This is a genomic window from Methyloversatilis sp. RAC08 (genome assembly GCF_001713355.1).
Classification (GTDB): Bacteria; Pseudomonadota; Gammaproteobacteria; order Burkholderiales; family Rhodocyclaceae; genus Methyloversatilis.
In genome coordinates, this window is record NZ_CP016448.1 from 2,457,609 (window position 1) to 2,480,638 (window position 23,030).

Sequence of the window (23,030 nt, forward strand, 5' to 3'; positions counted from 1 at the left end):
CGTCAGGCGGGTTTCTTCTTGATCGCCTGCAGCCGGCGCAGCAACTGCTGCACGACGTCGCCCTGCATTTCGGCGTACAGCAACTGTTCTTCCTCCTGCTTGGCCAGCACTTCGACGTCATTGGACGTCAGGTCGCGTCGGACTTCGATCGTCGACACCGGCGCGATCTCTTCTCCCTTCACCGTTCTGACCTTGAATCCGAAGCGCTGTCGCAACTGGTATTCACGCACCCGCCCGGCGGAATTCAGACTCAGGATCACCTTCTCGACCCGGTTTTCCGTGATGTCGATGACCGCCTCGGCTTCCTTGATCTCATCCGTGACGCGGGTCGTGCTCTGGGCGTCGATGGCGCGCCGGATCTGCGCCGTCATTTCGGCGTAAGGGCTGGCATTGATGAACACTGTTGCGAAGGGCAGGTCGCGCACGCCGCGCAGATGGAAGCCGCAGGCGCCGAGCAGCAGCGCACTGCCGGTGGCGGCGATCAGGCTGCGGCGGACCTTGAATTCTGGGGCTGTCACACGTTTCTCCCGCATCAGCACACGATGTTGATCAGGCGGCCGGGCACCACGACCACTTTCTTTGCCGGCTTGCCCTCCATGAATTTCTGCGCCGCCTCGCTGGCCAGCGCCTGCGCCTCGATGACGTCCTTAGCCGCATCGGCCGCCACACGCAGGCTGCCGCGCAGCTTGCCATTGACCTGCAGCATCAGCTCGATTTCGTCCTGCACCAGCGCCGAGGCGGCCGGCTCCGGCCAGGTCGAGTTCAGGATGTCGTCGCCGAAGCCGCAATCGCGCCACAGCACGTGCGTGATGTGCGGACAGATCGGCGACAGCACGCGCAGCAGCATCGACAGGCCTTCGCCGATCACTGCTGCAGCAAGCGCGCCGTCGCGCGGTGCCTTCTCGAGCGCATTGAGCATCTTCATTGCGCCCGACGCGACCGTGTTGAACTGCTGCTTGCCCAGATCGTAGCTGGCCTGCTTCAGCACCAGATGCAGTTCGCGCCGCAGATCGGCCAGCGCAGTCGGCAGCTTCGCGCCGTCGAGCGTGGGGCGGGCCGGCATCCGGGCGCGCAGGTCGGCGTCGAAGCCCTGCGCGAAGGCCCACACCCGCTTCAGGAAGCGGTGCGCGCCCTCGACGCCGGCGTCGTTCCATTCCAGTGTCTGTTCAGGCGGGCTGGCGAACATCATGAAGAAGCGCGCCGTGTCGGCGCCGAATTCATCGATGATGGATTGCGGATCGACGCCATTGCGCTTGGACTTCGACATCGTGCCCATGCCCTGGAAGTCGACCGGCTGGCCATCGGCGATCAGCGTGGCGCCGGTGATGCGGCTCGCCTCGTCGCGCAGCGGTGTCACCTCTTCCGGCGCGTAGTACTCGATGCCGCCCTTGTCGGTGCGGCGCGAATAGATGTGGTTCAGCACCATGCCCTGGGTCAGCAGGCGGCCGAACGGTTCGGTCACCGTGGTCAGCCCCATGTCGCGCATCACCTTGCACCAGAAGCGCGAATACAGCAGGTGCAGGATGGCGTGCTCGATGCCGCCGATGTACTGGTCGACCGGCATCCAGTAATTGGCGCGCTCATCGACCATGGCGCCATCGTTGCCGGCCGAGCAGTAACGCGCGTAGTACCAGCTCGAATCGACGAAGGTGTCCATGGTGTCGGTTTCGCGCTTTGCAGGCGCGCCGCAGGTCGGGCAGGCGACGTGGATGAAGTCGTCGCGCTTGAGCAGCGGGTTGCCGGATCCATCCGGAATGCAGTCCTCCGGCAGCACGACCGGCAACTGGTCGTCCGGCACCGGCACATCGCCGCAGTGATCGCAGTGGATGATCGGTATCGGGCAGCCCCAGTAACGCTGGCGCGACACGCCCCAGTCGCGCAGCCGCCACTGGATCTTCTTCTCACCGCCTTGCGCAGCGAGATCGGCTGCGACCGCGTCGACCGCCGCTTCATAACCCAGTCCATCGTACTTGCCGCTGGCCGTGCACAGCCCGTCCTTCGATGCGTACCACTCGGCCCATGCGTCGGTCGAGAACACCTTGTCGCCGAGTGCGATGACCTGCCTGATCGGCAGGTCGTATTTCCTCGCGAAGCCGAAGTCGCGCTCGTCGTGCGCCGGCACGGCCATCACTGCGCCGTCGCCGTAGCTCATCAGCACATAGTTGCCGACCCACAGCGGCACCGCCTCGCCGGTCAACGGATGCACGACGGTGAGCCCGGTCGGCATGCCTTCCTTGTCCATGGTCGCCATGTCGGCTTCCATCACCGAGCCGTGCTTGCACTTTTCGATGAAGGCGGCCAGTGCGGGGTTGTTGCGCGCGGCGTGCGTGGCCAGCGGGTGTTCGGCGGCCACGGCGCAGAAGGTGACGCCCATGATGGTGTCGGCGCGGGTGGTGAACACCCACAGCTTGCCGTCGTCGATCAGCGTGCCCGCGTCGTCGCGGATGTCGTGCGTGAAGGCGAAGCGCACGCCGGTGCTCTTGCCGATCCAGTTCGCCTGCATGGTCTTCACGCGCTCGGGCCAGCCCTCAAGCGTGTCGAGATCATTCAGCAGTTCATCGGCGTACTGGGTGATGCCGAGGTAGTAGCCGGGAATTTCACGCTTCTCGACCGGCGCGCCGGTGCGCCAGCCGCGGCCGTCGATCACCTGTTCGTTGGCGAGCACGGTCTGGTCGACCGGGTCCCAGTTCACGACCTGCGTCTTCTTGTAGGCGATGCCCTTCTCCAGCATGCGCAGGAACAGCCACTGATTCCATTTGTAATACGCCGGCTGGCAGGTCGCGAGTTCGCGGCTCCAGTCGATCGCGAAGCCCAGCGACTGCAGCTGCTGCTTCATGTAGGCGATGTTGTCGTAGGTCCATTTCGCCGGCGGCACCGCATTCTTGATTGCCGCGTTCTCGGCCGGCAGGCCGAAGGCGTCCCAGCCCATGGGCTGCAGCACGTTGTAGCCGCGCATGCGGTGAAAGCGGGTCAGCACGTCGCCGATGGTGTAGTTGCGCACATGGCCCATGTGCAGCTTGCCCGACGGGTAGGGGAACATCGACAGGCAGTAGTACTTCGGGCGGCTCGCGTCTTCGACCGCCCTGAAGGCGTGCGTCGTGTCCCAGTGCTGCCGGGCAGCGGCCTCGACGGCGGACGGCGTGTAGGCGGAGGTCTGTTTCTGTTGCATGGCGCGGGTTTGCGGCGAGGTTAAGGGTGCAAACCCGCGATTATAGGCTGTGCAGACCCTAGGCAGAGGACAGCTTGCGCGGCGCCAGCCGGCTGCTCATCTGATCGATCAGCGCCTTTTCGGTCTCGCGCGCGAACGACAGCGTGACCTGCGGATACGGGATTTCGTGTCCGCGCGCATCGAATTCCGCTTTCAGCCGGCGGAGGAATTCGCGCTTCACTTCCCATTGCGCCAGTGCCACCACTTTCAAGCGGGCGCGCAGCGTCACGGTCGAGTCGTCCCACGACTGCACGCCGGCGATGTCCAGATCGCCCAGAATCTTCGGCCCGAGCTGTTCATCCTCGCGCAGTCCGGTGGCGACGTACTTCATCACCTCGAAGATGTCATCCACCCGCTCGCGGTAGTGCACGCCGACGTCGAGCACCGCGTGGGCGAATTCACGCGAGCGACTGGTGACGGTCGTGATTTCACCGTTCGGCACGAAATGCACATTGCCCTCGTAATCGCGCAGTCGCACGTAGCGCAAGGTCACTTCTTCGACTGCGCCATCGTGGCCGGCGATGCTCACCACGTCGCCGACCCGGATCTGATTCTCGAGCAGCACGAAAAAGCCGGCAAACAGATCCTTCACCAGACTTTGCGCACCGAAACCGATGGCGATGCCGGCGACGCCTGCAGTGGCCAGCAGCGGTGCGACCGACACGCCGAGCACACTGAGTACCAGACCGCCGGCAATGACGAACACCACCACCGATGCAGCGTAGCGCGCCACGCGCACCAGCGTGTCGATGCGCTTGACGTCTTCGATGCAGTCGGTGCGATTCTTCAGCGCGGCGTATACGAGATTGATCGCGCGTCGCGCCGCCAGGCGCAGCCCCCACGCCAGCAGCAGGATGAAGCCGAGCCGTATCGACAGGTCGAGCAGCAGCGGCAGGCGTTCCATCGCCCAGCCGTAGAACCAGGTGGTCCATTGCGTCCATTCGGCCATTGTTGTGTTCTCCCTTGCAGTGAAGTCATCCTTCCGGACACCCCCATGTCGTGTCGGTTCCCGTCATGACGACATCGAAAGCAGACGCCGAGCAGTGTGAAGGCCGGCCATCGCCCGCCGCTGAAGTGGCGGGCTGCGCGGTTAGAATCGGCCGGATGAACGCAAATCCGCTCCTCGCCGGTCTGAACGAACCGCAGTTCCAGGCGGTCACGCTGCCCTCGCAATCGGCCCTCATCCTGGCTGGCGCCGGCTCCGGCAAGACGCGCGTGCTGACCACCCGGCTCGCCTGGCTGATTTCCACCGGCCAAGTGTCGCCGCACGGCATCCTTGCGGTCACCTTCACCAACAAGGCGGCCAAGGAAATGCTGGCGCGGCTGACCGCCATGCTGCCGATGAATACGCGCGGGCTGTGGATCGGCACCTTCCACGGGCTGTGCAACCGCATGCTGCGCGCGCACTGGAAGGAAGCCGGGCTGCCGCAGCTGTTCCAGATTCTCGATTCGGCCGACCAGCTGTCGGCCATCAAGCGGCTGCTGAAGGCGCTGAACATCGACGACGAAAAGTTTCCGCCGCGCGAGCTGAGCTACTTCATCAATTCGGCCAAGGAACAGGGCCTGCGGCCGCACGAAGTCGAAGCCTTCGACGATTTTGCACGTCGGCGCGTCGAGCTGTACCAGGCCTACGAAGCGCAGTGCCAGCGCGAGGGCGTGGTCGATTTCGCCGAACTGCTGCTGCGCTGCTACGAACTGCTGACGCGCAACGAACCGATCCGCGCGCACTACCAGCGGCGCTTCCGCCACCTGCTGGTCGACGAATTCCAGGACACCAATGTGCTGCAGTACCGCTGGCTCAAGCTGCTGGCCGGTCTGGGCACCGACCATCAGGCCGCGGTGATGGCGGTCGGCGACGACGACCAGAGCATCTATCGTTTCCGCGGGGCCGAGGTCGGCAACATGCGCGACTTCGAACGCGAATTCCATGTCGACAATGTCATCCGGCTGGAGCAGAACTACCGCTCGCACGGCAACATCCTCGACGCGGCCAATGCCGTCATCAAGCAGAACACCGGCCGGCTGGGCAAGAATCTGTGGACCGAAGCGGGCAGCGGCGAGCCGCTGCGCGTCTATGAGGCGTTCAACGACATCGAGGAAGCGCGCTGGGTGGTCGAGGAAATTAAGGCGCTGATCAATGACGGCGCGGCGCGCTCCGACATCGCGCTGCTCTACCGCAGCAACGCGCAGTCGCGCGTGCTCGAACACGCGCTGTTCTCGGCCGCGATTCCCTACCGCGTGTATGGCGGCCTGCGCTTCTTCGAGCGGCAGGAGGTGAAGCACGCGCTGGCCTACATGCGCCTCATTGCCAATCCGCACGACGACACCGCCTTCACCCGCGTGGTGAATTTCCCGACGCGTGGCATCGGTGCCCGTTCGCTCGAGCAGCTGCAGGACGCGGCGAAGGCGTCCGACTCCAGTCTGTACGGCGCGCTGAACCTGCTGACCGGCAAGGCGGCGCAGTCGGTCGGCCATTTCATCGATCTGGTCGATCAGCTGCGCTTCGCGTGCGAGGGTCTGACACTGCCGGAAATGGTCGAGCAGGTGCTGGAGCTGTCGGGCCTGCGCGCGCACTACAAGACCGAGAAGGAAGGTCAGGAGCGCATCGCCAACCTGGACGAGATCATCAACGCAGCAAGCAACTTCAGTTCCGAAGAGGGTTACGCGCAGGTGGCGGCGGAAGACGAAGCCGCGCCACCCGATCCACTGGCAGCCTTCCTGTCGCACGCGTCGCTGGAAGCGGGCGAACACCAGGCGGATGCCGGCCAGGCGGCGGTGCAGCTGATGACGGTGCATTCGGCCAAAGGGCTGGAATTCGACGCGGTATTCCTCGGCGGACTGGAGGAAGGGCTGTTCCCGCACGAGAATTCCATCCTCGAACGCGAAGGGCTGGAGGAAGAGCGACGATTGATGTACGTCGCGATCACCCGCGCGCGCCGCCGTCTTTACCTGTCATTCGCACAGTCGCGCATGCTGCACGGCCAGACCCGCTACAACCTGCGCAGCCGCTTCTTCGACGAGATACCGGCCGAGTTGATGAAGTGGCTGACGCCGCCGGCCACGGCGCGTGGTTTCGGCAGCTTCGGCAACGCGACGGTGCCGCCGACGCCGGCCAGCAGCAACCCGCGCACCTTCGGCAGCGGCCGCAAGTCGCCGTCCGGCAATGACAGCGGCTTTCGCATCGGTCAGCAGGTGAACCACGCGAAGTTCGGCAGTGGCGTCATCGTCAACGCCGAAGGCTCCGGCTCGGATGCCCGGGTGCAGGTCAATTTCGGCCGCGAAGGCGTCAAGTGGCTGGCGCTGGCGGTGGCCAAGCTGAGCGCGGTCTGACATGAACTGGCGCGTCGCCCTCCTGTTGTCGGCGCTGCTGTGCGGCGCAGCCAGGCAGGTCGCGGCCAGCGATCAGTGGCGCACTGCGCATCTGCGCGGCGAATGCGAATCGGCCCTGACCGAGGCGCGTGCCGCCGCGGACGCAGGCAGCGCCGAGGCCCTGCTTCAGCTGTCCGACTGGCATTTTTTCGGCACCTGTCTGGACAAGGACGACATTGCGTCGGCGCGTTTTGCGATGCAGGCGGCGCAGGGCGGGTTGCCGCGCGCCCAGGCGGTCGTTGGCCAGCTGTACGCCAGCGGGCTGGGCGTCGAGCGCGATGACGCAGAGGCGCGCCGCTGGTATCTGCTGGCGGCCGACGCCGGCGATGCCGAAGCCATGCTGTTGCTGGCGCGCCACCTCGAAGCCGATACCAGCAATCCGGTTGCGGCCGATGTCGCGCTGGCCTGGGCCAACCGTTCGGCGGAAGCCGGCTATGCCCCGGCTTTTGTCCATCTGGCGCAGCTGTACAGCGGCGGCGGCGCGCAGACCGATTACGCAAAGGCGGCGCAGTGGCTCGACCGGTCCATCGAGTCAGGCTACAAGGACAACGGCGTATGGGTGGCCTATTCATGGGCCTGTCTGAATCTTGGCCGCTACGACGATGTGCTGCGCGCCGCCGATCAGGTGCCGAAGGAAGCGGCCGAGTACAAGGCGGCGCAGATCAACCGCGCGCACGCGCTGTTGCTGAATGGCCAGATCGGCAATGCGCGCGAGGTCTATGCCGCCAACCTCACGCTGCGCGGCGAAGACGAGTTCCGTCGCATCCTGCGCGACGATTTCGCCGAACTGCGCCGCTCCGGCCGTGCGCACCCGGCGATGGCGCGCATCGAGAAGCTCTTCGCCATCGGCGCCGACCCGCAGTGAGCCGCCAGGCGGTGCATCGGGATCGCTATCGTCGCTACGCTGAACTCGCCGCCGAACAGGTCGAGGGGCGCGACTATCGCGTCACCGTGCTGTACCGAGGCAGCGGTATCGCGGTGATCGCACCGCACGGTGGGCGCATCGAACGCGGTACATCCGACGTGGCGCGGGCAATTGCCGGCGAGGCGTTCGATCTTTATCTGTTCGAAGGCTGCCTGCCGTCACTCAATTTCGAAACCCTGCATCTGACCAGCCGGCATTTTGACGAGCCGCGTGCGCTGGCGCTGATCGACGGCTGCCACACGGTGCTGGCGGTACATGGCGTTGCCGATACCGGTGAGCGGGCGCTGCTCGGCGGACGCGACAGCCACCTGGCCTGCGCGATCGCCGATCGGCTGTTCGTGCGCGGCGTACGTGCCCAGGTGTCGGGTCACCGGTATCCCGGCCGCGATGCCGCGAATGTCTGCAACCGCGGCGCGAGCGGGCAGGGGGTGCAGCTGGAATTGAGCGACCGCCTGCGCGGCGGGCCACTGGAAGCGGCGGTGGTCGAGGCGGTACGGCTGGCGCTTGCTGACAGGCTGAGCGCCAACGAAGCCTAGCTGCCGCCGCGCAGTGGCGCCGCCAGGTCTCCGGAGCAATTCAGGTACTGCGCCGTGACGTCGCGCGGCGCCGGGCCGGTGAACGGAATTTCGATGTCGCCGCCGACCTGCCCGAGCACCAGGGTGCCGCCGAAGAACATGAAATTGCGCATCAGCGTCGCCCAATCCAGCCGCGCGTCGGCTTCGAAGCCGGGCAGCGTGAGCAGACCTTCGTTGGGTATCAGCAGCACGGCTGGCCTGAACTGGCCGATCTCGAGCCGGGCCAGCACCGGCAGCGCACCGCCGCCGGGAGGTGGCCGGACTTCCACCCGTGCCGCCACGTCGTCACCGACCCGTTCGCGCAGGATCTGGATGTCCCAGCCCTGTATCGACACCGCACTGCCGCAGCGGCGGGGCCAGCCGCTGTCCAGACCGACCACCGCGCGATAGCTGCCGGCCGCGCCGGCGGAAGCGGCACCCAGGCAAAGCAGGAGGAAGAGGAGGCGGCGAAGCATGGCCCTTCAGACAGGGTGAAGCGGCTGCGAGTTCGACCGCTCGGTCACCGCTGCCACCGCCCTCGTAGCCGCTGCGGCGCATCGAACGCGATCATCGCGACCACGGCGATCAGTGGCTTTCGAGCAGCTCGTACAGCGCCACGAATTCCTGGGTGACCTTGTGGCTGGGGGCGAAATGGATCAGCGGCTGCGCCGCTTCGTGCGATTCCTTCACCTTGACCGATGACGACAGCGCGGCTTCGAGCACCGGCAGGCCTTCGTCGCGCAATTCCTGCACCACGCGCACCGGCAGGCTGGAGCGCGCCTGGAACTGGTTCACCACGATGCCTTCGAGTTTCAGCCCTTCGTTGTGGTCGCCGCGGATTTCCTCGATGTTTTCGATCAGCGTGTACAGCGCCTTGCGCGAGAAATCGTCGCAATCGAACGGGATCAGCACCGATTCGGCGGCGATCAGCGCACAGCGCGAGTAGAAGTTGAGCGCCGGCGGCGTATCGATGTAGATGTTGTCGAAGTCGTCCAGCGCTTCGAGCGCCTCGCGCAGCTTGTAGATCTTGTACCGCGATTCCAGCTTGTTTTCGAGTTCGGCCAGCTGCGGGCTGGCGGTCATGACCGACAGGCCCGGGTGGCCGGTGTCGCTGATGAATTCGGCCGTGTCGCGTGGCGTGAGCTTGAAATTGAGGATCTGGTCGAAGAAGTCGGCCGCGCCGAGTTCCACCTTGTCGGCGGCGTCTCCGAGCAGGTAATGGCTGGAGTTGCACTGCGTGTCGAGATCGATCACCAGCGTGCGTTGGCCGCGCGCGGCACTGATGGCGGCCAGATTGCAGGTGATCGTGGACTTGCCGACGCCACCCTTCTGGTTGAACACGACACGACGCATGACGGACTCCGGTGGATTCGATCCTGCATTCTGCCAAAACCGACGGTGCAGTGCACCATGAACTTGGCCGGTAGAATCCGGGCTCATGTTCCGGAACCTGCCCTCCCGATGACTGATTTCGCTGTACGCATGCACCGTACCGGTGGCCCCGAGGTGTTGCAGTACGAGGCGGTCGAGCCGTGCGACCCCGCGTCAGGCGAGGCGCGGGTGCGCCAGCACGCCATCGGCGTCAATTTCATCGACATCTACTATCGCTCCGGGCTCTACCCGATGCCGCTGCCCGGCGGGCTGGGTCTGGAGGCTGCGGGCGTGGTCGAGGCGGTCGGTGCTGGCGTCACCGGCATCGCACCCGGCGACCGCGTGGCCTATGCCGGCGGGCCGCCCGGTGCCTACGCCTCGGTGCGCAACCTGCCGGCCGACCGTCTGGTGCGGCTGCCCGATGCGATCGATTTCGACACCGCCGCTGCCTTGATGCTCAAGGGGCTGACTGCTCAGTATCTGCTGCGTCGGACCTGCCGCATCGAACCGGGTGACAGCGTACTGCTGCACGCCGCGGCCGGTGGCGTCGGTCTGATTGCCAGCCAGTGGGCGCAGGCGCTCGGCGCGACGGTCATCGGCACGGTCAGTACGCTGGCCAAGGCCGAACTGGCCCGTGCCCACGGTTGCGCTCACGTGCTGACCGATGTGGCACCGGCCGACCTGCCGGCGCAGGTTCGGGCGCTGACGGGCGGCAAGGGCGTTCGCGTGGTGTATGACGGCATCGGCCGCGACACTTTCATGGCTTCGCTGGACTGCCTCGCCCCGCTCGGCATGATGGTCAGCTTCGGCAACGCGTCGGGTCCGGTCGCCGCTTTCGAACCGGCCATGCTGGCGCAGAAGGGTTCGTTGTTCCTGACCCGCCCGACCTTGTTCCATTACGTCGCGCAGCGCGCCGACCTGCTGGCCGCTGCGGACGAATTGTTCGCCCGGGTGGCCGACGGCACCGTGCGTGTCGCCATCGGGCAGCGTCATGCGTTGAAGGACTGCGCACGCGCGCATGAAGCGCTCGCTGCACGGCTTACCACCGGTTCCCTTTTGCTCACGCCGGATTGAGGCATGAGGAAGGAGCGGGCGGAACACACTGTGTCCGGCGTGGCACGTCGTTTACCGATTGACCAAGCGGAGCGTTCCCGATGAAGTTTCTGTTGTCGCTGCTGGCCTGCTGTTGCATGCTTTCATCCGCCATCGCGCAGACGCCTGCCCAGACGGCCTTTCTGAAGGCGGAAACGCGCAGGATCGAAGATCAGTTCGTACGTCGCATCGTCGATATCACCCGCCTGCCCGACGCACAGGTGCGTTCGGCGATGCCGGCGGAAGGCCGCATCACCGACCCGGCCGCGCGCGTGGTCGCGGCCATCGAACAGCAGCGTGGCCAGCCACTGAGTGACGAGCAGAAGCAGGCCATCGCGCAGGCCGACGAGGAACGTCGCAGTGCGCTGGTCGCGGCGCGTGCGGCAGCAAAGGACAAGTAGCCGCGGCGCGCGGGTAGATCGGGCAAAGGCAGCACAAGGCCAGCAACATGGCCGTGACAGGTAACAGCGAAATCAAATAGCCATCACAGCAGCGCTGGCCGGGAGAAAAACGATATGGGATCCAAGGTGTGCGCCATTGTCGGCATGGGAACCGGGGTCGGTGCCGCGGTGGCGCGGCGCTTCGGCGCCGAAGGCTATTGCGTGGCGATGATTTCGCGCAATGCCGGCAAGCTCGAGCGCTATGAACACGAACTGGCCGCGCGCGGGGTGACCGCGCAGGGCTTCGTGGCCGACGCAGGCAGCGACGAATCCATCGTGTGCGCCATCGAAAGCATGCGCCACGCGATGCCGCCGCCCGAGGTGCTGGTGTTCAACGCCGCGGTGCCGCGCGAAAGCGCGCCCTCGGTGCTCGACCCGGAAGCGCTTGCGGCGGATCTGCGCATCGGCGTGCTGGGCGCGCTGATCGCGGCGCGCGCCGTGCTGCCGGCGATGCGTGCTGCCGGCCAGGGCAGCATCCTGTTCACCGGCGGCGGACTGGCGATGGAACCGGTCGCCGCGGCTGCCTCGCTGTCAGTGCAGAAGGCGGCGTTGCGCAATCTGGTGTTCAGCCTGCATCAGGAGCTTTCGCCGGCCGGCGTGCATGCCGCCATCGTCACGATTGCCGGTGTGCTGCGCGAAGGCAGCCTGCTCGATTCGGCCCGCGTGGCCGACGCGTTCTGGACCCTGCATTCACAGCCCGGCGGCCAGTTCGCGCGGGAAATCGTACTTTCCTGAGCGTACTTTCCTGAGGCCGCTGCATGTATAGCGTACTGGTTGCGAACCCCAAGGGCGGTGCCGGCAAGAGCACGCTGGCGACCAACGTCGCGGCGCATTACGCCACCCAGGGTGCTCGTGTCATGCTGGGCGACATCGACCGCCAGCAGTCGGCGCGCCACTGGCTGGCCCTGCGATCGCCACTGCTGTCGCCCATTTCCGGCTGGGACATCGAACCTGACCTGCCGGCCCGCCCGCCGCGCGGTACCACCCATGTGGTCATCGACACACCGGCCGGCCTGCGCGGCAAGCGGCTCGAAACCATGCTGCGCAGCGTCGACCGCATCCTGGTGCCGGTGCAGCCGTCTATCTTCGATATTCTCGCCACCGGCGAATTCCTGAACGAGCTGGCGCAGCACAAGCGCATCAGTTCGGCGCGGGTGCGCATCGGCATCGTCGGCATGCGGGTCGACACGCGCACCCGTGCGGCGCAGGAGCTCGAGCGTTTCTGCGCCGGGCTCGATCTGCCGGTGCTGGGCTATCTGCGCAATTCCCAGCTGTACGTGCAGACCGCTGCGCACGGCATGAGCATTTTCGACCTGTCGCGCTCGCGCGCGCAGACCGACCGCGAACAGTGGCAACCCATCATCGACTGGCTGGATTCCCCATGAACAACCCGAACAGCAAAAGTCTGGCCGTCGTCCGCAACAGTTCCGACGAAGAAGGCGTGAAGGCACGCATCCTGTGCTTTGCCGGCAGCACGCGCGAGGCGTCGTTCAACCGCAGACTTGCGCTGGCAGCTGCCCGTGCCGTCGAAGAGGCCGGCGGTGAAGCCACCTTCATGGACCTGCGCGACCACCCGTTGCCGCTGTACGACGGCGATCTCGAAGCGTCGGCCGGCCTGCCGCTGGGGGTGCGCCCACTGAAGGAACTGTTCAAGTCGCACCACGGCCTGTTCATCGCGTCGCCCGAGTACAACGGTTCGTTCAGTGCGGTACTCAAAAACACGCTGGACTGGATTTCCCGCCCGGCCGGTGACGAAGCCGGCACGGTGCCGTATGCCGGCAAGGTTGCCGCGCTCGCCGCCGCCTCCCCCGGTGCGCTGGGCGGCCTGCGTGGTCTGGTGCATCTGAGGGCGGTGCTGCAGTCGGTCGGCGCGCTGGTGCTGTCTGAGCAGGTGGCCGTCGGCGGGGCGTCCACGGCCTTCACATCCGAAGGCCGTCTGGCCGACGAGCGGCTGCAGCAGATGCTGGACCGCACCGCACTGCGTCTGGTCGATGTGGCGGCGCGCCTGCGCCCCTGATTTCTTTCCGCTGATTTTCTGTCCGACTCCAGGAAGCAACAATGAAATACCTGCGTGTGCGCCATCAGGGCGCCGAACGGCTGGGCCGCATTGCCGGCGACTCTGTTGAACTTCTTGATGGCGACCTGTTCGGTGCGCCGCGCCCGACCGGCGAAACCGTGCCGCTGGCCGGCGTCGAATGGCTGATGCCCTGCGTGCCGCCGAAGATGATCATCATCGTGAACAACTTCCACGCAGCCGTGCAGAAGGCAGGCGGCAGCGTGCCGGCGGAGCCGCTGTTCCTCGTGCGCTCGCCGACTGCGTTGAACTGGCATGGCCAGCCGATTCCGAAACCGCTGGCCTTCGACGGTCGCGTGTTCTACGAGGGCGAACTGGGCGTGGTCATCGGCAAGGTCGCTCGCAACCTTGACGAGGCGCAGGCGGCCGACGCCATCTTCGGCTACACCTGCGTCAACGACGTGAGCGCGCTGGAACTGGTGGACAAGGACCCGTCGTTCGCGCAATGGACGCGCGCCAAGAGCTTCGACGGTTTCGGCTGTTTCGGTCCAGTCATCGAAACCGATGCGCTGCCGGCCGATGCCGAAGTGGTCACCACGGTCGGCGGGCGCGAGCGCCAGCGCTATCCGGTGTCCGACATGATCATCCCGCCGGTGAAGCTGGTGGCGATGATTTCGCGCGACATGACGCTGCTGCCGGGCGACGTGATCTGCTGCGGCACCTCGGTCGGCGTGCTGCCGATGAAGCCGGGCAGCACGGTTGAAGTGACCGTCACCGGGGTCGGCACGCTCAGCAACGTGTTCGCGCCCGCTGACTGAACGACCTGCGTCAATACGGCCCGGCTGCGTCTGATGCAGGCTTGACCGATGGATGCCCACGCCGGATTGCCGCACCTGCAGCCGCTGCTGCTGTTTCTTGCCATCGCGGGTCTGGTGATGCCGCTGCTGGCGCGCGCCCGGGTCAGTCAGGTGGTGGCTTTCCTGTGCGCCGGCGCGCTGGTCGGTCCGTATGGTCTGGGCCGGCTGGCCGCTGACCAGCCCTGGCTGGGTGCGCTCACCATCGCCGACGGCGAGGGCGTGCGCGGTCTGGCCGAGCTGGGCGTCATGTTCATGCTGTTCGTCATCGGCCTCGAACTGTCGGCGCGCCAGTTGTGGTCGCTGCGGCGCTGGGTGCTGGGCGTCGGCAGCGCGCAGTGGCTGGGCACCGGCGCGCTGATCGCCGGCATTGCGCTGGCCTTCGGGCACGGCCATGAAACGGCACTGGTGCTCGGACTCGGGCTCGCCATGTCATCCACCGCGGTGGTGATGCAACTCCTCGGCGAATCCGGTCAGACGCGCTCGACGGTCGGTCGCACGAGTTTCGCCGTGCTGTTGCTGCAGGACATTGCGGTCGTACCGCTGCTCATCCTGCTCGGCCTGATGACCGCTGCTGGCGCGGGCGGCACGGCGAGCGGCTTTGCATGGCTGCTGCTGACCGCGCTGGCCAAGGCGGCGCTGGCGGTGGCGCTCATCCTGCTGCTCGGCCGGCTCGTGCTGACGCCGCTGTTCCGCCGCGTGTCGGTGACCACGCAGGCCGACAGCTTCATGGCGCTGACACTGCTCGCCGCGCTCGGCGTCGCGGCGCTGACCGGCAGTGCCGGGCTGTCGATGGCGCTCGGCGCCTTCCTGGCCGGGTTGATGCTGTCCGAAACCGAATACCGCCATGCCGCGCTGCAGGCCATCGAACCGTTCAAGGGTCTGCTGATGGGGCTGTTCTTCGTGTCGGTCGGCATGAGTCTCGATCTGGTGACCGTGGCAGCCGACGCGCTGTGGCTAGCGGGATCGGTGATCGGCCTTTACGCACTGAAAAGCGCCGTGCTGTTCGCGCTGTTCCGCCTGTTCGGCCTGGCACGCGGTGACGCGGCCGAAGCGGCGCTGCTGCTCGGTCAGGCCGGCGAATTCGCGCTGATCGTCATCGGCATCGCGTTGAGCGCCGGTCTGCTGGATGCCCGTACCGGCAATTTCATGTTGCTGGTGGCCACGCTGAGCATGTTCATGACGCCGCTTGCGGCAAAGGCCGGGGGTGCGCTGCATCGGCGCTTCGATGGCGCTGCGGACACGGCGGGTGACGGTGCGACCGCGCAGGGCCTGCCCGAGCGGGAAGATGTGGTCATCATCGCCGGCTTCGGTCGGGTCGGACAGCGGGTGGCGCGCGTGCTGGACCGCGCCGGTCTGCCGTGGGTCGCCATCGAACGGCATGTCGCCGCGGCGGCGCGTCATCATGCGGCAGGTCGGACGGTGATTGTCGGCGATGCCGGCAGCCCGTCACTGCTGCATCATCTGGGTGCCGGTCGGGCCCGCGCGCTGGTCGTCACGATGGATGATCCTGCCGCGGCTCGGCATGTGGTGCATAGCCTGCACAGCGAATTTCCTGCGCTGCCGCTGATCGCGCGCGCGCGCGATGGCGCCCATGCTGCCGAACTGCGGGCAGCGGGCGCCAGCGAAGTCATTCCGGAGGCGCTGGAAGCAGCGCTCCAGTTGGGCGATCACGTGCTGGCGCAGCTGGATGTGTCGCCGGCACAGCGCAGCGAGCTGATCGACGCCGAACGCCGCAGCGCCGACTGAGCGTGGTCGCGCTGCGTCAGCGCTTCACGCCCGGCGGCAGTGCCGGCTTCATTTCGGTGGCACTCGGCTGCACGTGGTCGTGGCTCTCTATCGTCGGATGTTCCTGTCCGGCATGCACCTTGCGCGTCGACGGCTGAACGCCGATCGGCATCGCCAGCTTCTGCTCGGTCGCGCTCTGCGGTACATGGTCGTGCCCTTCGATCACCGGGTGTTCCTGGCCGGCATGCACCTTGCGCGTCGACGGCTTGACGCCCGGCGGCAGCGCAGGTTTCGTTTCGGTGGCGCTTGGCTGTTCGTGATCATGGCCTTCGATCACCGGGTGTTCGTGGCCGGCGTGCACCTTGCGTGTCGACGGGGTGACGCCGGGCGGCAACGCCGGCTTGCTGCCGACGTTGGCCGGTGCCTTGTCCTTCAGTGCATCGGCCGGATGCGGCGAACCGGCATGGCCCGACGCGCCGTCGGCCCATGCGGTCGTACAGGACAACGCGGAAAGTGCCAGAGCGGCCCAGATCCTGTTCATGATTGCTTCCTTCCGGTAGTGAGTGATTGCAGCCAGTGTGCGCCTCGCACGCGCTTGACGCATTGACCTGACTCAAAAGCATTGCGCGCAACCGGTCGTCGCGACACGCGGGTGGGGTGCGCGGCGTATTCTTCGTCGCGCCATGCCGCCCGCCCAACCCGTCCTGTTCCTGCACGCCAATGGCTACCCGGCCGGCGTGTACCGCCAGTTTCTCGCTGCCCTGGCGCGCCACCACCCGGTCGGGGCGATCGACGTGATCGCCGCCGCACACGGCCCCGGCCGTGGCTGGCGCAACCTGCTGACGCAGGTGCTGGCCCGGGTTGACGCGCTGCCGGATGAACCGCTCGCGCTGGTGGGGCATTCGATGGGCGGCTATCTCGCGGCGATGGCCGCTGCGCGCCGGCCGATGCGCGTGGCGCAGGTGGTGCTGATCGACGCGCCGCTGGTCCGCGGCTGGCGCGGCGCTTTCCTGTCGGCGTCACACTTCAGCGGCCTGTCGCGCAAGGCGGGTCCGGCGCCGATCGCCGCCCGCCGGCGCATGCACTGGCCATCGCGCGAAGACGCCCGGCGACACCTGGCCGACAAACCTTTCGTGCAGCGCTGGGCGCCCGGCGTGCTCGACGATTTCCTGGTCGCTGCGCTGACCGATCACCCGGATGGCGGTGTCACGCTGACCATTGCACGCGAAGCCGAGCGCGACATCTACGCCACGCTGGCGCACCGCGCCGCCCTGCGTGCCGTGCGCACGCTGCGCCGGCGCGGCACGCCCATCGGTTTCGTCGCCGGCAGCCAGTCGGAAGAACTGCGCCTCGCCGGCCGCGACGCCAACCGCGCCTTCTGGGGTGAGGACTGGCGCGAGCTGGACACCGGTCATCTGGTACCGATGGAAGCACCGCAAGCGTGTGCCGCTGTGGTGCAGGCGCTGCTCGGCGAACGTTGAACCATTGCCGTGTTCTGCACGCCGCCGTGCGTGGGCATCTGCCCGGCGTAACCGACCGACGGTACGTCTTTATTCGTCGGCAAACTCGCAGTGCCCGGAACCCAGTTCGACCGCCTGGGTCGCGGCGCGGCGCGCGGCTTCGAACATCGATTCGATGCCGATGTAGCGCGCGTCGCCCAGCGCGATGCCGGCTGCTGCGGCGATCACCACCTCGCTGTCGCCCACGCGCAGGGTCGCGGTCAGTTCCTGCAGCAGGCGGGCGGCAAGCTTTGATACGGCCGGAATGAGCTCATTGGAGCCGGCCAGTTCGCGCGCCGCCTGACCGGCCCGGAAGTCGGTCAGCAGCACCGCGAACTGGTGCTTTTCCAGATAGCTGACTGCGGCGCCCGGATAGCTGACCGGACGGAAACGCCGCGCCACCTCGGCCAGCACCTGTTCGGACACTTCCTGGCTGTACTGCGGCACCAGGTCTTCCATGCCGAACACATCGACCCACAGCAGTGCGAACGGGGCGCCGCCGACCTGGAACTGGTGCAGCGTCCACGCCAGCAGCGCGTCGAAGATGGGCCGGCTGGTCATGCCGGTGCGCGCTTCGAACCACATGCGCCGACGGGCGCGTTCCTCGGCGCCGCGTCGCTCGCTGACGTCGGTGATGAAACCTTCGATCACCAGCAGCTCGCCCTGCGACGAGAACACGCCGCGCCCCTGTTCCCACACCCACAGATAGACGCCATTGACGTCGGCGATGCGGTAGGAAATCTGATACGGCTTGTGCTGCGCCAGATTGGCCTGCACCTGAGACCAGACGAATTCGCGGTCTTCCGGGTGGATCAGGCTGCCGAAGGCCACGCGACGGTTGTCGACCAGTTCCCACGGTTCGTAGCCGGTCAGGTCGACGCAGCCGTCGCTGACGAACTCCATCGTCCAGTCCGGATCGTTGCGGCCGCGATAGACCATGCCGGGTACATTGGCGAGCAGCGTGTTCAGGTAGCGCCGGCTGGAACCGAGCTCTTCGCTGCGGCGCCGGCGCGTGACCTCGGTCAGCGTGCCGACGACGCCGGCCAGGTCGCCGTCGGGCAGCGTGCATGACTGCGCGCGCAGCATGACCCAGAACACGTTGCCGCTGGCGGCGACCAGACGCACTTCGCTGACCAGCTGGTCGAGCTGGCCGCTGGCGACCGACAGCAGCGACCTCTGCACGCCGTCGCGCTCTTCCGGGTGCACGGCCGCGCTCAGCAGGCGCCCCCGGCAGTCGGCGACGCTGCGGCCGGTGAGCCGCTCCCACGCGCGATTCAGATAGCCGATTCGGCCCTCGGTATCGGTCTTGAACAGCACAAGATCGATCTGGTCCAGCACCACCGGCATGTCATGTTCGCTGTCGTCGCGTGCCGGCACGGCCGCGGCATCCGGGCTGAACTGGATCAGCAGGCTGCCGGGTACTGCCGGCAGCGGCGAAATGCTGGCGTGCAGCTTCACCGGCAGGCCCGTGGCGCTGACCATGCGCAGCATGCTGTCGGCGGCCGTCGGAGTGCTGCCGGCAGCGATCGCAAACAGCGAAGCGAAGCGGGCATGATCGACCGGATGCAGCAGATTGGTGAACGGCAGGCCGACCACTTCATCGGCACGCCCGCGGTAGTCGAGCAGCGCCAGAAAGGCCTGGTTGGCGAAACTGATGGTCGGTCCTTCTATCGTGACCGAGGGCGATGAAATGTTGTGGCACAGTTCACCCGCCCATTGCGTCTGTTGTGCAGTGGCATCTGGGCGCCGCCGCAGCGGTGCGTCGGACCATGTCTGTCGCCGCAACAGCAGCACCAGCAGCAGTCCGCCCAGTCCGACTGCGGCAGGTAGGCCGTAGGCCGCGCTGCCGCCGTGCCAGGTGCCGACCACGGCAGCAAACATCAGGGCGAGCGTCCATGCGGAAAACAGATACAGGGCCATCGTGATTCGATTCCTTTCAGGCGCCGGGAGGCGCTACCCGCTGTATACCGGATTGACGGTCATGCTGGCCGGCTGCGCGCTGTGCGCGGTGCTGGCCTTCTGGGGCAGCGTCGAAACGGAGCGGCAGTTTTCGCAGGTATTCGGCCGCCTGGTCGCGCTGTGCGCCGCGCCTGCGGCCGCCGAAGGCGCGCTGTGCGACGTGGTGGCCGGCGTCGAGCGTGCGCTGCTCGAACGGGTGGCCGTCATGCTGCTGCTGCAGGGGCTCTGCCTGCTCGCGATTGTCGTCGGCTGCGTACTGATTGCACATCGGGCCTATCGTCTGCTCGTGTGCCGCAGCGAGGCCGCATTGAGCCTGATGCCGGAAAGCAGCCGCGCACGCGGGCGCGACGAGATCGAGCGGCTGGTCGAAAGCCTGGCCGAAATGACCGCGCGCCAGGCCGGGCTGGAGGCGGAAGTGCGCTGGCGCCAGCAGGTCACGGCGGAACAGTTGCGGCGCAAGGCGCTGGAACTGCAGACGCTGCACCAGGTGGCGCGCACCTTCACCAACAGCGAAGTGTCGGCGTTCAGCCTGCTCGGCGGCCTTGCCCAACTGGAATCGGCGCTCGGCGCGCGCACCGTCGCGCTGAGCCTGGGCGCCGCCGCGCGGCAGGCGCTGGGTGCCGACGCCGTACTGGCGACCCATGGCGAGCCCGCGATCATGGCTCAACTGGCCGACCAGCCGGCGGCGCGCGAAATCACCGCGCGCGTGGTGCCGCCGGGTGCAACCGGCCCGACCTGTTCGCTGGTGCTGCCGGTGTGCCGCGGCGATCTCGCACTGGGTACGCTGGTCGCCGAATTTCCCGAGCATGCGCGGGTCGATGACCCGCAGGTCAAGCTGGCCGAAAGCTTCGCCCATCTGGCTGCGCTCGCGCTGTCCGGCGTCAGTCGCAGCCAGGAGGAAAGGCGGGTGGCGCTGATGGAGGAACGCACGGCGATCGCCGGCGAACTGCACGATTCGCTGGCGCAGTCGCTCGCCTACATGAAGATCCAGGTGGCCCGGCTGCAGCGCGGTCTCGATCGTGAAAAGCATCCGGCCGACGTCGCTCAGGCCGCGCGCGAACTGCGCGAGGGGCTGTCGGCCGCCTACCGTGAGGTGCGCGACCTGATCGCCGCCTTCCGCGTGCGCATGGGCCCGGGCGGGCTGCTGTCGTCGGTGCAGGCCACGGTCGATGAGTTCGCGCAGCGCAGCGGTCTCGACATCAGTTTCGTGCACGATCTGGGCCGCTGCCAGCTTGGCGTGAACGAGGAGTTCCACGTGATGCAGGTCATCCGCGAAGCGGTGTCGAACACGGTGCGCCACGCACGGGCTTACCATGTCTGGATCAGCATGCATTACGGGCCCGGACATCTGCTCACCGCCATCGTGGACGACGACGGTCGAGGCCTGACCAATCCCTACGCGGAAACGAACCACTATGGCCTGTCCATCATGCGCGAGCGCGCCAGCTCGCTCGGTGGCGAGGTATCCGTGGTACACCGGCCGGGCGGCGGCACCCGGGTGCAGCTGGCATTTGCGCCGCAGAAGCTGCCGGCCGACACCCTTACAGACGTGACGACATGAGCATACGCATACTGCTGATCGACGACCATCCGCTGTTTCGCAAGGGCGTGGCGCAACTGGTGCGCGCCGACGAAGAACTCGAACTGGCCGGCGAAGCCAGCGACGGCGTGACCGGCCTCGCGCTGGCCGCCGAAACCGATCCCGACCTGATCCTGATCGATCTCAACATGAAGTCGGTGAATGGCATCGAAACGCTGCGCCGGCTCAAGGCTGCAGGCGTGCGCGGCCGCTGCGTCATGCTGACCGTGTCCGATGACGAACGCGACGTGCTGGATGCGATGAAGGCCGGTGCCGACGGCTATCTGCTGAAGGACATGGAACCGGAAGAGCTGTGCCAGCGCATCAAGCAGTCGGTGGCCGGCACCGTGGTGCTCGACGGCAGCGTCGCCGGCCTGCTGGCGCATGCGCTGAACGCGCCGCCGGCCGCCACGCATACCGACCTGACGGAACGCGAGCGCGAAATTCTCGGCCTGCTGTCGGACGGGCGCAGCAACAAGGAAATTGCCCGTGTACTCGGCATTTCCGATGCAACGGTGAAGGTGCATATCAAGCATGTGCTCAGCAAGCTCAACATGAAAAGCCGCCTCGAGGCGGCCGTGTGGGCGCTGCAGAACCCGCAGTTCCGACGCGCTGCCGCCCACGACTGAGGTGCGCGTCGCCGGCTTGCGCCGGCCCCTGAAAGGAAAACCGGCAGACAGCAGCCCTCGGGGGCTGCCGCTGCCGGCTGTGCTGCACCAGCGCTGGCGGATGCTCAATACACGGCCAGGCTGTGCGACACCACCACCACGACGACACCGGCAGCCAGCGTCACATAGGGCAGCACCCCGGCGCGCTTGCCGCCTGAGGGCAGCTGGTCGTTCAGGTGCATGTCCTCGACCATCGCGTCCGGAAAGCTGCCCTTGTCCTGCACGTAGTGGCGGTACAGGAACACGGGGATGATCAGCGACGCGAACACCAGACCGGCCGTCAGCGTGCCGGCGCCGTAGATGTCGGCACCCAGACCCATCAGCGCGAGATTGACGAAGGCGAGCACGACGCCGATGCCCAGGATGATGTTCGGTGCCTTGAACGGACGCTCCCAGTCCGGACGGTCGATGCGATGGATCCAGCCGGAGTTCAGGTTCAGGAAGTTGAAGATGATGTAACCGACATTGGAGCAGGCGAGCACGAAAACGTAGTCGGACAGCATCAGCAGGATGAGGTTGAAGCCGAGGTCGGTCCACATCGCGCGTGTCGGCGCGCCGTGTTCATTGACGTGCGACAGGTAGCGCGGCAGCCAGCCATCGACCGACGCCTGATACAGCGTGCGCGACGAACCCGCCATCGACGTCATGATGGACAGCAGCACCGCCAGCACCAGCATGACCACCAGCACGTTCGCCACCATTTCGCCGCCGCCCACCATGTGCGACATCACGTTGGCCACACCCATGCCGCTGTACACCTCGGGTGCGAGCATGCCGCTGTAGACCGCCGGCGAGGTCACCGTGCCATCCGCCTCGACCACCGGCGGCGTGACGATTTCACCCAGACCGAGGTGACCCTGGAAGGCCAGCGGCACCAGCGTGAACACGACGATGCACAGCAGGCCGGAAAACAGGATGGCCTTGAAGGTGTCCTTCTTCGGATCCTTGAATTCGCGCGTGTAACAGACCGCCGTTTCGAAGCCGTAGGTCGACCACGCTGCGATGAACAGGCCGCCCGCCATCAGCGTGACGCCCGCCATATTCCATGAGCCATCGACCACCACACCGTTCTCCCATGCGATGGGCACCATCGGCGAGAAGTGGGTCGACGGCATGTCGCCGGACAGCAGCGGCACCAGTGCGATCAGCATCAGCGGAATCAGCGCCGTGATGCCGAGCACCATGGTCGTGCGCGCCGAGCGCAGGATGCCGCCGTGCTGGATGCCGAACACCGCCAGCAGCAGCACGACACCGACCAGGAAGGTGGCGTTGATGCGCAGCTCGAGGCCGGACCGGATGAAGCCCAGATCGAGCAGCGTCAGCTGCCAGGTGTTGATCGCCGCGTCGGCAGGGAACAGCGCACCCAGTATGTATCCCGCTGCCAGCCCGGAGCCGATGGCCAGCACTGGCGACCAGGCGAACCAGTTGCACCATACCGATACCGGCGCAATGATCTTGCTGTAGCGCACCCAGGCCACCGCGCCATACACCGACGCCCCGCCCGACTTGTGTGGGAACAGGCCGGCGATTTCGGCGTAGGTGAAGGCCTGTATGAAGCCGAAGCCGATCGACAGCGCCCATACCATCCATGACGGCTTGCCGACGGTCGCCGCGATGGCACCGATGGAAAACAGCACCAGCGCCGGCACGCCGCTGGCTACCCAGAACGCACCGGTCCAGTCGATCTTCCGGTGCAGTGAAGCACTTTCGGCGCGGCTGGCCGACCGTACCGGCGCCGCTCCGATCACATCCGCATTGCTGCTCATGTCA

The 23,030-nt window shown here is 66.7% G+C and carries 21 protein-coding genes; 13 read left to right on the forward strand and 8 right to left on the reverse strand.

Annotation, left to right across the window (positions count from 1 at the left end; genetic code table 11):
* Positions 1-2 precede the first annotated feature (2 nt).
* Genes BSY238_RS11355 through BSY238_RS11365 form a run of 3 tightly spaced genes read right to left on the reverse strand, consistent with a single transcriptional unit; the run spans position 3 to position 4,157 of the window.
* Positions 3-518 (reverse strand): LPS-assembly lipoprotein LptE, encoded by a 516-nt coding sequence (locus BSY238_RS11355; protein ID WP_223300104.1) that lies wholly within the window; start codon positions 516-518, stop codon positions 3-5.
* 14 nt (positions 519-532) lie between these two features.
* Positions 533-3,169 carry a leucine--tRNA ligase gene (gene leuS, locus BSY238_RS11360; protein ID WP_069039242.1) on the reverse strand — a complete coding sequence of 879 codons (2,637 nt, stop codon included), beginning with the start codon at positions 3,167-3,169 and terminating at the stop codon, positions 533-535.
* 58 nt (positions 3,170-3,227) lie between these two features.
* Entirely contained in the window at positions 3,228-4,157 is a 930-nt protein-coding gene (locus BSY238_RS11365) for a mechanosensitive ion channel family protein (protein ID WP_069039243.1), read from the reverse strand.
* Positions 4,158-4,312: 155 nt separating this feature from the next.
* Between BSY238_RS11365 and uvrD the strand changes: the two genes are divergently transcribed.
* Genes uvrD through BSY238_RS11380 form a run of 3 tightly spaced genes read left to right on the forward strand, consistent with a single transcriptional unit; the run spans position 4,313 to position 8,038 of the window.
* Entirely contained in the window at positions 4,313-6,538 is a 2,226-nt protein-coding gene (gene uvrD, locus BSY238_RS11370) for a DNA helicase II (RefSeq protein WP_069039244.1), read from the forward strand.
* A 1-nt stretch (position 6,539) separates the two neighbouring features.
* Complete coding sequence (locus tag BSY238_RS11375) at positions 6,540-7,442, forward strand: tetratricopeptide repeat protein (RefSeq protein WP_069039245.1); 903 nt, start codon at positions 6,540-6,542, stop codon at positions 7,440-7,442.
* Positions 7,439-8,038: a poly-gamma-glutamate hydrolase family protein gene (locus BSY238_RS11380; RefSeq protein WP_223300105.1), complete on the forward strand. Its 600-nt coding sequence runs from the start codon at positions 7,439-7,441 to the stop codon at positions 8,036-8,038. Before BSY238_RS11375 ends, BSY238_RS11380 begins: the two co-directional genes overlap by 4 nt.
* Here BSY238_RS11380 and BSY238_RS11385 read toward each other — a convergent pair.
* Positions 8,035-8,532 carry a hypothetical protein gene (locus tag BSY238_RS11385; protein WP_069039246.1) on the reverse strand — a complete coding sequence of 166 codons (498 nt, stop codon included), beginning with the start codon at positions 8,530-8,532 and terminating at the stop codon, positions 8,035-8,037. The genes BSY238_RS11380 and BSY238_RS11385 overlap by 4 nt on opposite strands.
* Before the next feature lie 109 nt (positions 8,533-8,641).
* Positions 8,642-9,409: a ParA family protein gene (locus BSY238_RS11390; protein ID WP_069039247.1), complete on the reverse strand. Its 768-nt coding sequence runs from the start codon at positions 9,407-9,409 to the stop codon at positions 8,642-8,644.
* Between the two features lie 108 nt (positions 9,410-9,517).
* Here BSY238_RS11390 and BSY238_RS11395 point away from each other — a divergent pair, with 108 nt between their 5' ends.
* The 7 genes from BSY238_RS11395 (at position 9,518) to BSY238_RS11425 (ending at position 15,576) form a co-directional block, all read left to right on the forward strand.
* Complete coding sequence (locus tag BSY238_RS11395) at positions 9,518-10,501, forward strand: quinone oxidoreductase family protein (RefSeq protein ID WP_069039248.1); 984 nt, start codon at positions 9,518-9,520, stop codon at positions 10,499-10,501.
* 80 nt (positions 10,502-10,581) lie between these two features.
* The gene (locus tag BSY238_RS11400) at positions 10,582-10,920 is read left to right on the forward strand and encodes a hypothetical protein (protein ID WP_069039249.1); all 339 of its coding nucleotides are present in this window, start codon (positions 10,582-10,584) and stop codon (positions 10,918-10,920) included.
* 114 nt (positions 10,921-11,034) lie between these two features.
* The gene (locus tag BSY238_RS11405; protein WP_069039250.1) at positions 11,035-11,694 is read left to right on the forward strand and encodes an SDR family NAD(P)-dependent oxidoreductase; all 660 of its coding nucleotides are present in this window, start codon (positions 11,035-11,037) and stop codon (positions 11,692-11,694) included.
* A gap of 23 nt (positions 11,695-11,717) precedes the next feature.
* Positions 11,718-12,344: a ParA family protein gene (locus BSY238_RS11410; protein ID WP_069039251.1), complete on the forward strand. Its 627-nt coding sequence runs from the start codon at positions 11,718-11,720 to the stop codon at positions 12,342-12,344.
* A complete protein-coding gene (locus tag BSY238_RS11415) occupies positions 12,341-12,976 on the forward strand; it encodes an NADPH-dependent FMN reductase (protein ID WP_069039252.1) in 636 nt (211 codons plus the stop codon). Before BSY238_RS11410 ends, BSY238_RS11415 begins: the two co-directional genes overlap by 4 nt.
* Positions 12,977-13,017: 41 nt before the next feature.
* Positions 13,018-13,791 carry a fumarylacetoacetate hydrolase family protein gene (locus BSY238_RS11420; protein WP_069039253.1) on the forward strand — a complete coding sequence of 258 codons (774 nt, stop codon included), beginning with the start codon at positions 13,018-13,020 and terminating at the stop codon, positions 13,789-13,791.
* Between the two features lie 48 nt (positions 13,792-13,839).
* Complete coding sequence (locus tag BSY238_RS11425; protein WP_069039254.1) at positions 13,840-15,576, forward strand: cation:proton antiporter domain-containing protein; 1,737 nt, start codon at positions 13,840-13,842, stop codon at positions 15,574-15,576.
* 16 nt (positions 15,577-15,592) lie between these two features.
* On the opposite strand, the gene BSY238_RS11430 is transcribed toward BSY238_RS11425, so the two are convergent.
* Positions 15,593-16,096: a hypothetical protein gene (locus BSY238_RS11430; protein ID WP_069039255.1), complete on the reverse strand. Its 504-nt coding sequence runs from the start codon at positions 16,094-16,096 to the stop codon at positions 15,593-15,595.
* Between the two features lie 142 nt (positions 16,097-16,238).
* Here BSY238_RS11430 and BSY238_RS11435 point away from each other — a divergent pair, with 142 nt between their 5' ends.
* The gene (locus BSY238_RS11435) at positions 16,239-17,036 is read left to right on the forward strand and encodes an alpha/beta fold hydrolase (protein ID WP_069039256.1); all 798 of its coding nucleotides are present in this window, start codon (positions 16,239-16,241) and stop codon (positions 17,034-17,036) included.
* Positions 17,037-17,105: 69 nt separating this feature from the next.
* Here the strand turns inward: BSY238_RS11435 and BSY238_RS11440 are convergent, their stop codons facing one another.
* Positions 17,106-18,974 carry a PAS domain-containing protein gene (locus tag BSY238_RS11440; protein WP_069039257.1) on the reverse strand — a complete coding sequence of 623 codons (1,869 nt, stop codon included), beginning with the start codon at positions 18,972-18,974 and terminating at the stop codon, positions 17,106-17,108.
* 61 nt (positions 18,975-19,035) lie between these two features.
* Between BSY238_RS11440 and BSY238_RS11445 the strand changes: the two genes are divergently transcribed.
* The gene (locus tag BSY238_RS11445) at positions 19,036-20,574 is read left to right on the forward strand and encodes a histidine kinase (protein ID WP_083224146.1); all 1,539 of its coding nucleotides are present in this window, start codon (positions 19,036-19,038) and stop codon (positions 20,572-20,574) included.
* Complete coding sequence (gene narL, locus BSY238_RS11450; RefSeq protein WP_069039258.1) at positions 20,571-21,221, forward strand: two-component system response regulator NarL; 651 nt, start codon at positions 20,571-20,573, stop codon at positions 21,219-21,221. Before BSY238_RS11445 ends, narL begins: the two co-directional genes overlap by 4 nt.
* A gap of 104 nt (positions 21,222-21,325) precedes the next feature.
* Here the strand turns inward: narL and BSY238_RS11455 are convergent, their stop codons facing one another.
* Complete coding sequence (locus BSY238_RS11455) at positions 21,326-23,026, reverse strand: APC family permease (protein WP_069039259.1); 1,701 nt, start codon at positions 23,024-23,026, stop codon at positions 21,326-21,328.
* Positions 23,027-23,030 lie beyond the last annotated feature (4 nt).

Bases quoted from the DNA above. Each gene is read 5' to 3' on its own strand.
- BSY238_RS11430 (WP_069039255.1), bottom strand. From the start codon at position 16,096: ATGAACAGGATCTGGGCCGCTCTGGCACTTTCCGCGTTGTCCTGTACG.
- BSY238_RS11365 (WP_069039243.1), bottom strand. From the start codon at position 4,157: ATGGCCGAATGGACGCAATGGACCACCTGGTTCTACGGCTGGGCGATG.
- BSY238_RS11455 (WP_069039259.1), bottom strand. From the start codon at position 23,026: ATGAGCAGCAATGCGGATGTGATCGGAGCGGCGCCGGTACGGTCGGCC.
- BSY238_RS11410 (WP_069039251.1), top strand. From the start codon at position 11,718: ATGTATAGCGTACTGGTTGCGAACCCCAAGGGCGGTGCCGGCAAGAGC.
- BSY238_RS11435 (WP_069039256.1), top strand. From the start codon at position 16,239: ATGCCGCCCGCCCAACCCGTCCTGTTCCTGCACGCCAATGGCTACCCG.
- narL (WP_069039258.1), top strand. From the start codon at position 20,571: ATGAGCATACGCATACTGCTGATCGACGACCATCCGCTGTTTCGCAAG.
- BSY238_RS11425 (WP_069039254.1), top strand. From the start codon at position 13,840: ATGGATGCCCACGCCGGATTGCCGCACCTGCAGCCGCTGCTGCTGTTT.
- BSY238_RS11395 (WP_069039248.1), top strand. From the start codon at position 9,518: ATGACTGATTTCGCTGTACGCATGCACCGTACCGGTGGCCCCGAGGTG.
- BSY238_RS11375 (WP_069039245.1), top strand. From the start codon at position 6,540: ATGAACTGGCGCGTCGCCCTCCTGTTGTCGGCGCTGCTGTGCGGCGCA.
- BSY238_RS11440 (WP_069039257.1), bottom strand. From the start codon at position 18,974: ATGGCCCTGTATCTGTTTTCCGCATGGACGCTCGCCCTGATGTTTGCT.
- BSY238_RS11390 (WP_069039247.1), bottom strand. From the start codon at position 9,409: ATGCGTCGTGTCGTGTTCAACCAGAAGGGTGGCGTCGGCAAGTCCACG.
- uvrD (WP_069039244.1), top strand. From the start codon at position 4,313: ATGAACGCAAATCCGCTCCTCGCCGGTCTGAACGAACCGCAGTTCCAG.
- BSY238_RS11385 (WP_069039246.1), bottom strand. From the start codon at position 8,532: ATGCTTCGCCGCCTCCTCTTCCTCCTGCTTTGCCTGGGTGCCGCTTCC.
- BSY238_RS11400 (WP_069039249.1), top strand. From the start codon at position 10,582: ATGAAGTTTCTGTTGTCGCTGCTGGCCTGCTGTTGCATGCTTTCATCC.
- BSY238_RS11445 (WP_083224146.1), top strand. From the start codon at position 19,036: ATGCTGGCCGGCTGCGCGCTGTGCGCGGTGCTGGCCTTCTGGGGCAGC.
- BSY238_RS11405 (WP_069039250.1), top strand. From the start codon at position 11,035: ATGGGATCCAAGGTGTGCGCCATTGTCGGCATGGGAACCGGGGTCGGT.
- BSY238_RS11415 (WP_069039252.1), top strand. From the start codon at position 12,341: ATGAACAACCCGAACAGCAAAAGTCTGGCCGTCGTCCGCAACAGTTCC.
- BSY238_RS11420 (WP_069039253.1), top strand. From the start codon at position 13,018: ATGAAATACCTGCGTGTGCGCCATCAGGGCGCCGAACGGCTGGGCCGC.
- leuS (WP_069039242.1), bottom strand. From the start codon at position 3,169: ATGCAACAGAAACAGACCTCCGCCTACACGCCGTCCGCCGTCGAGGCC.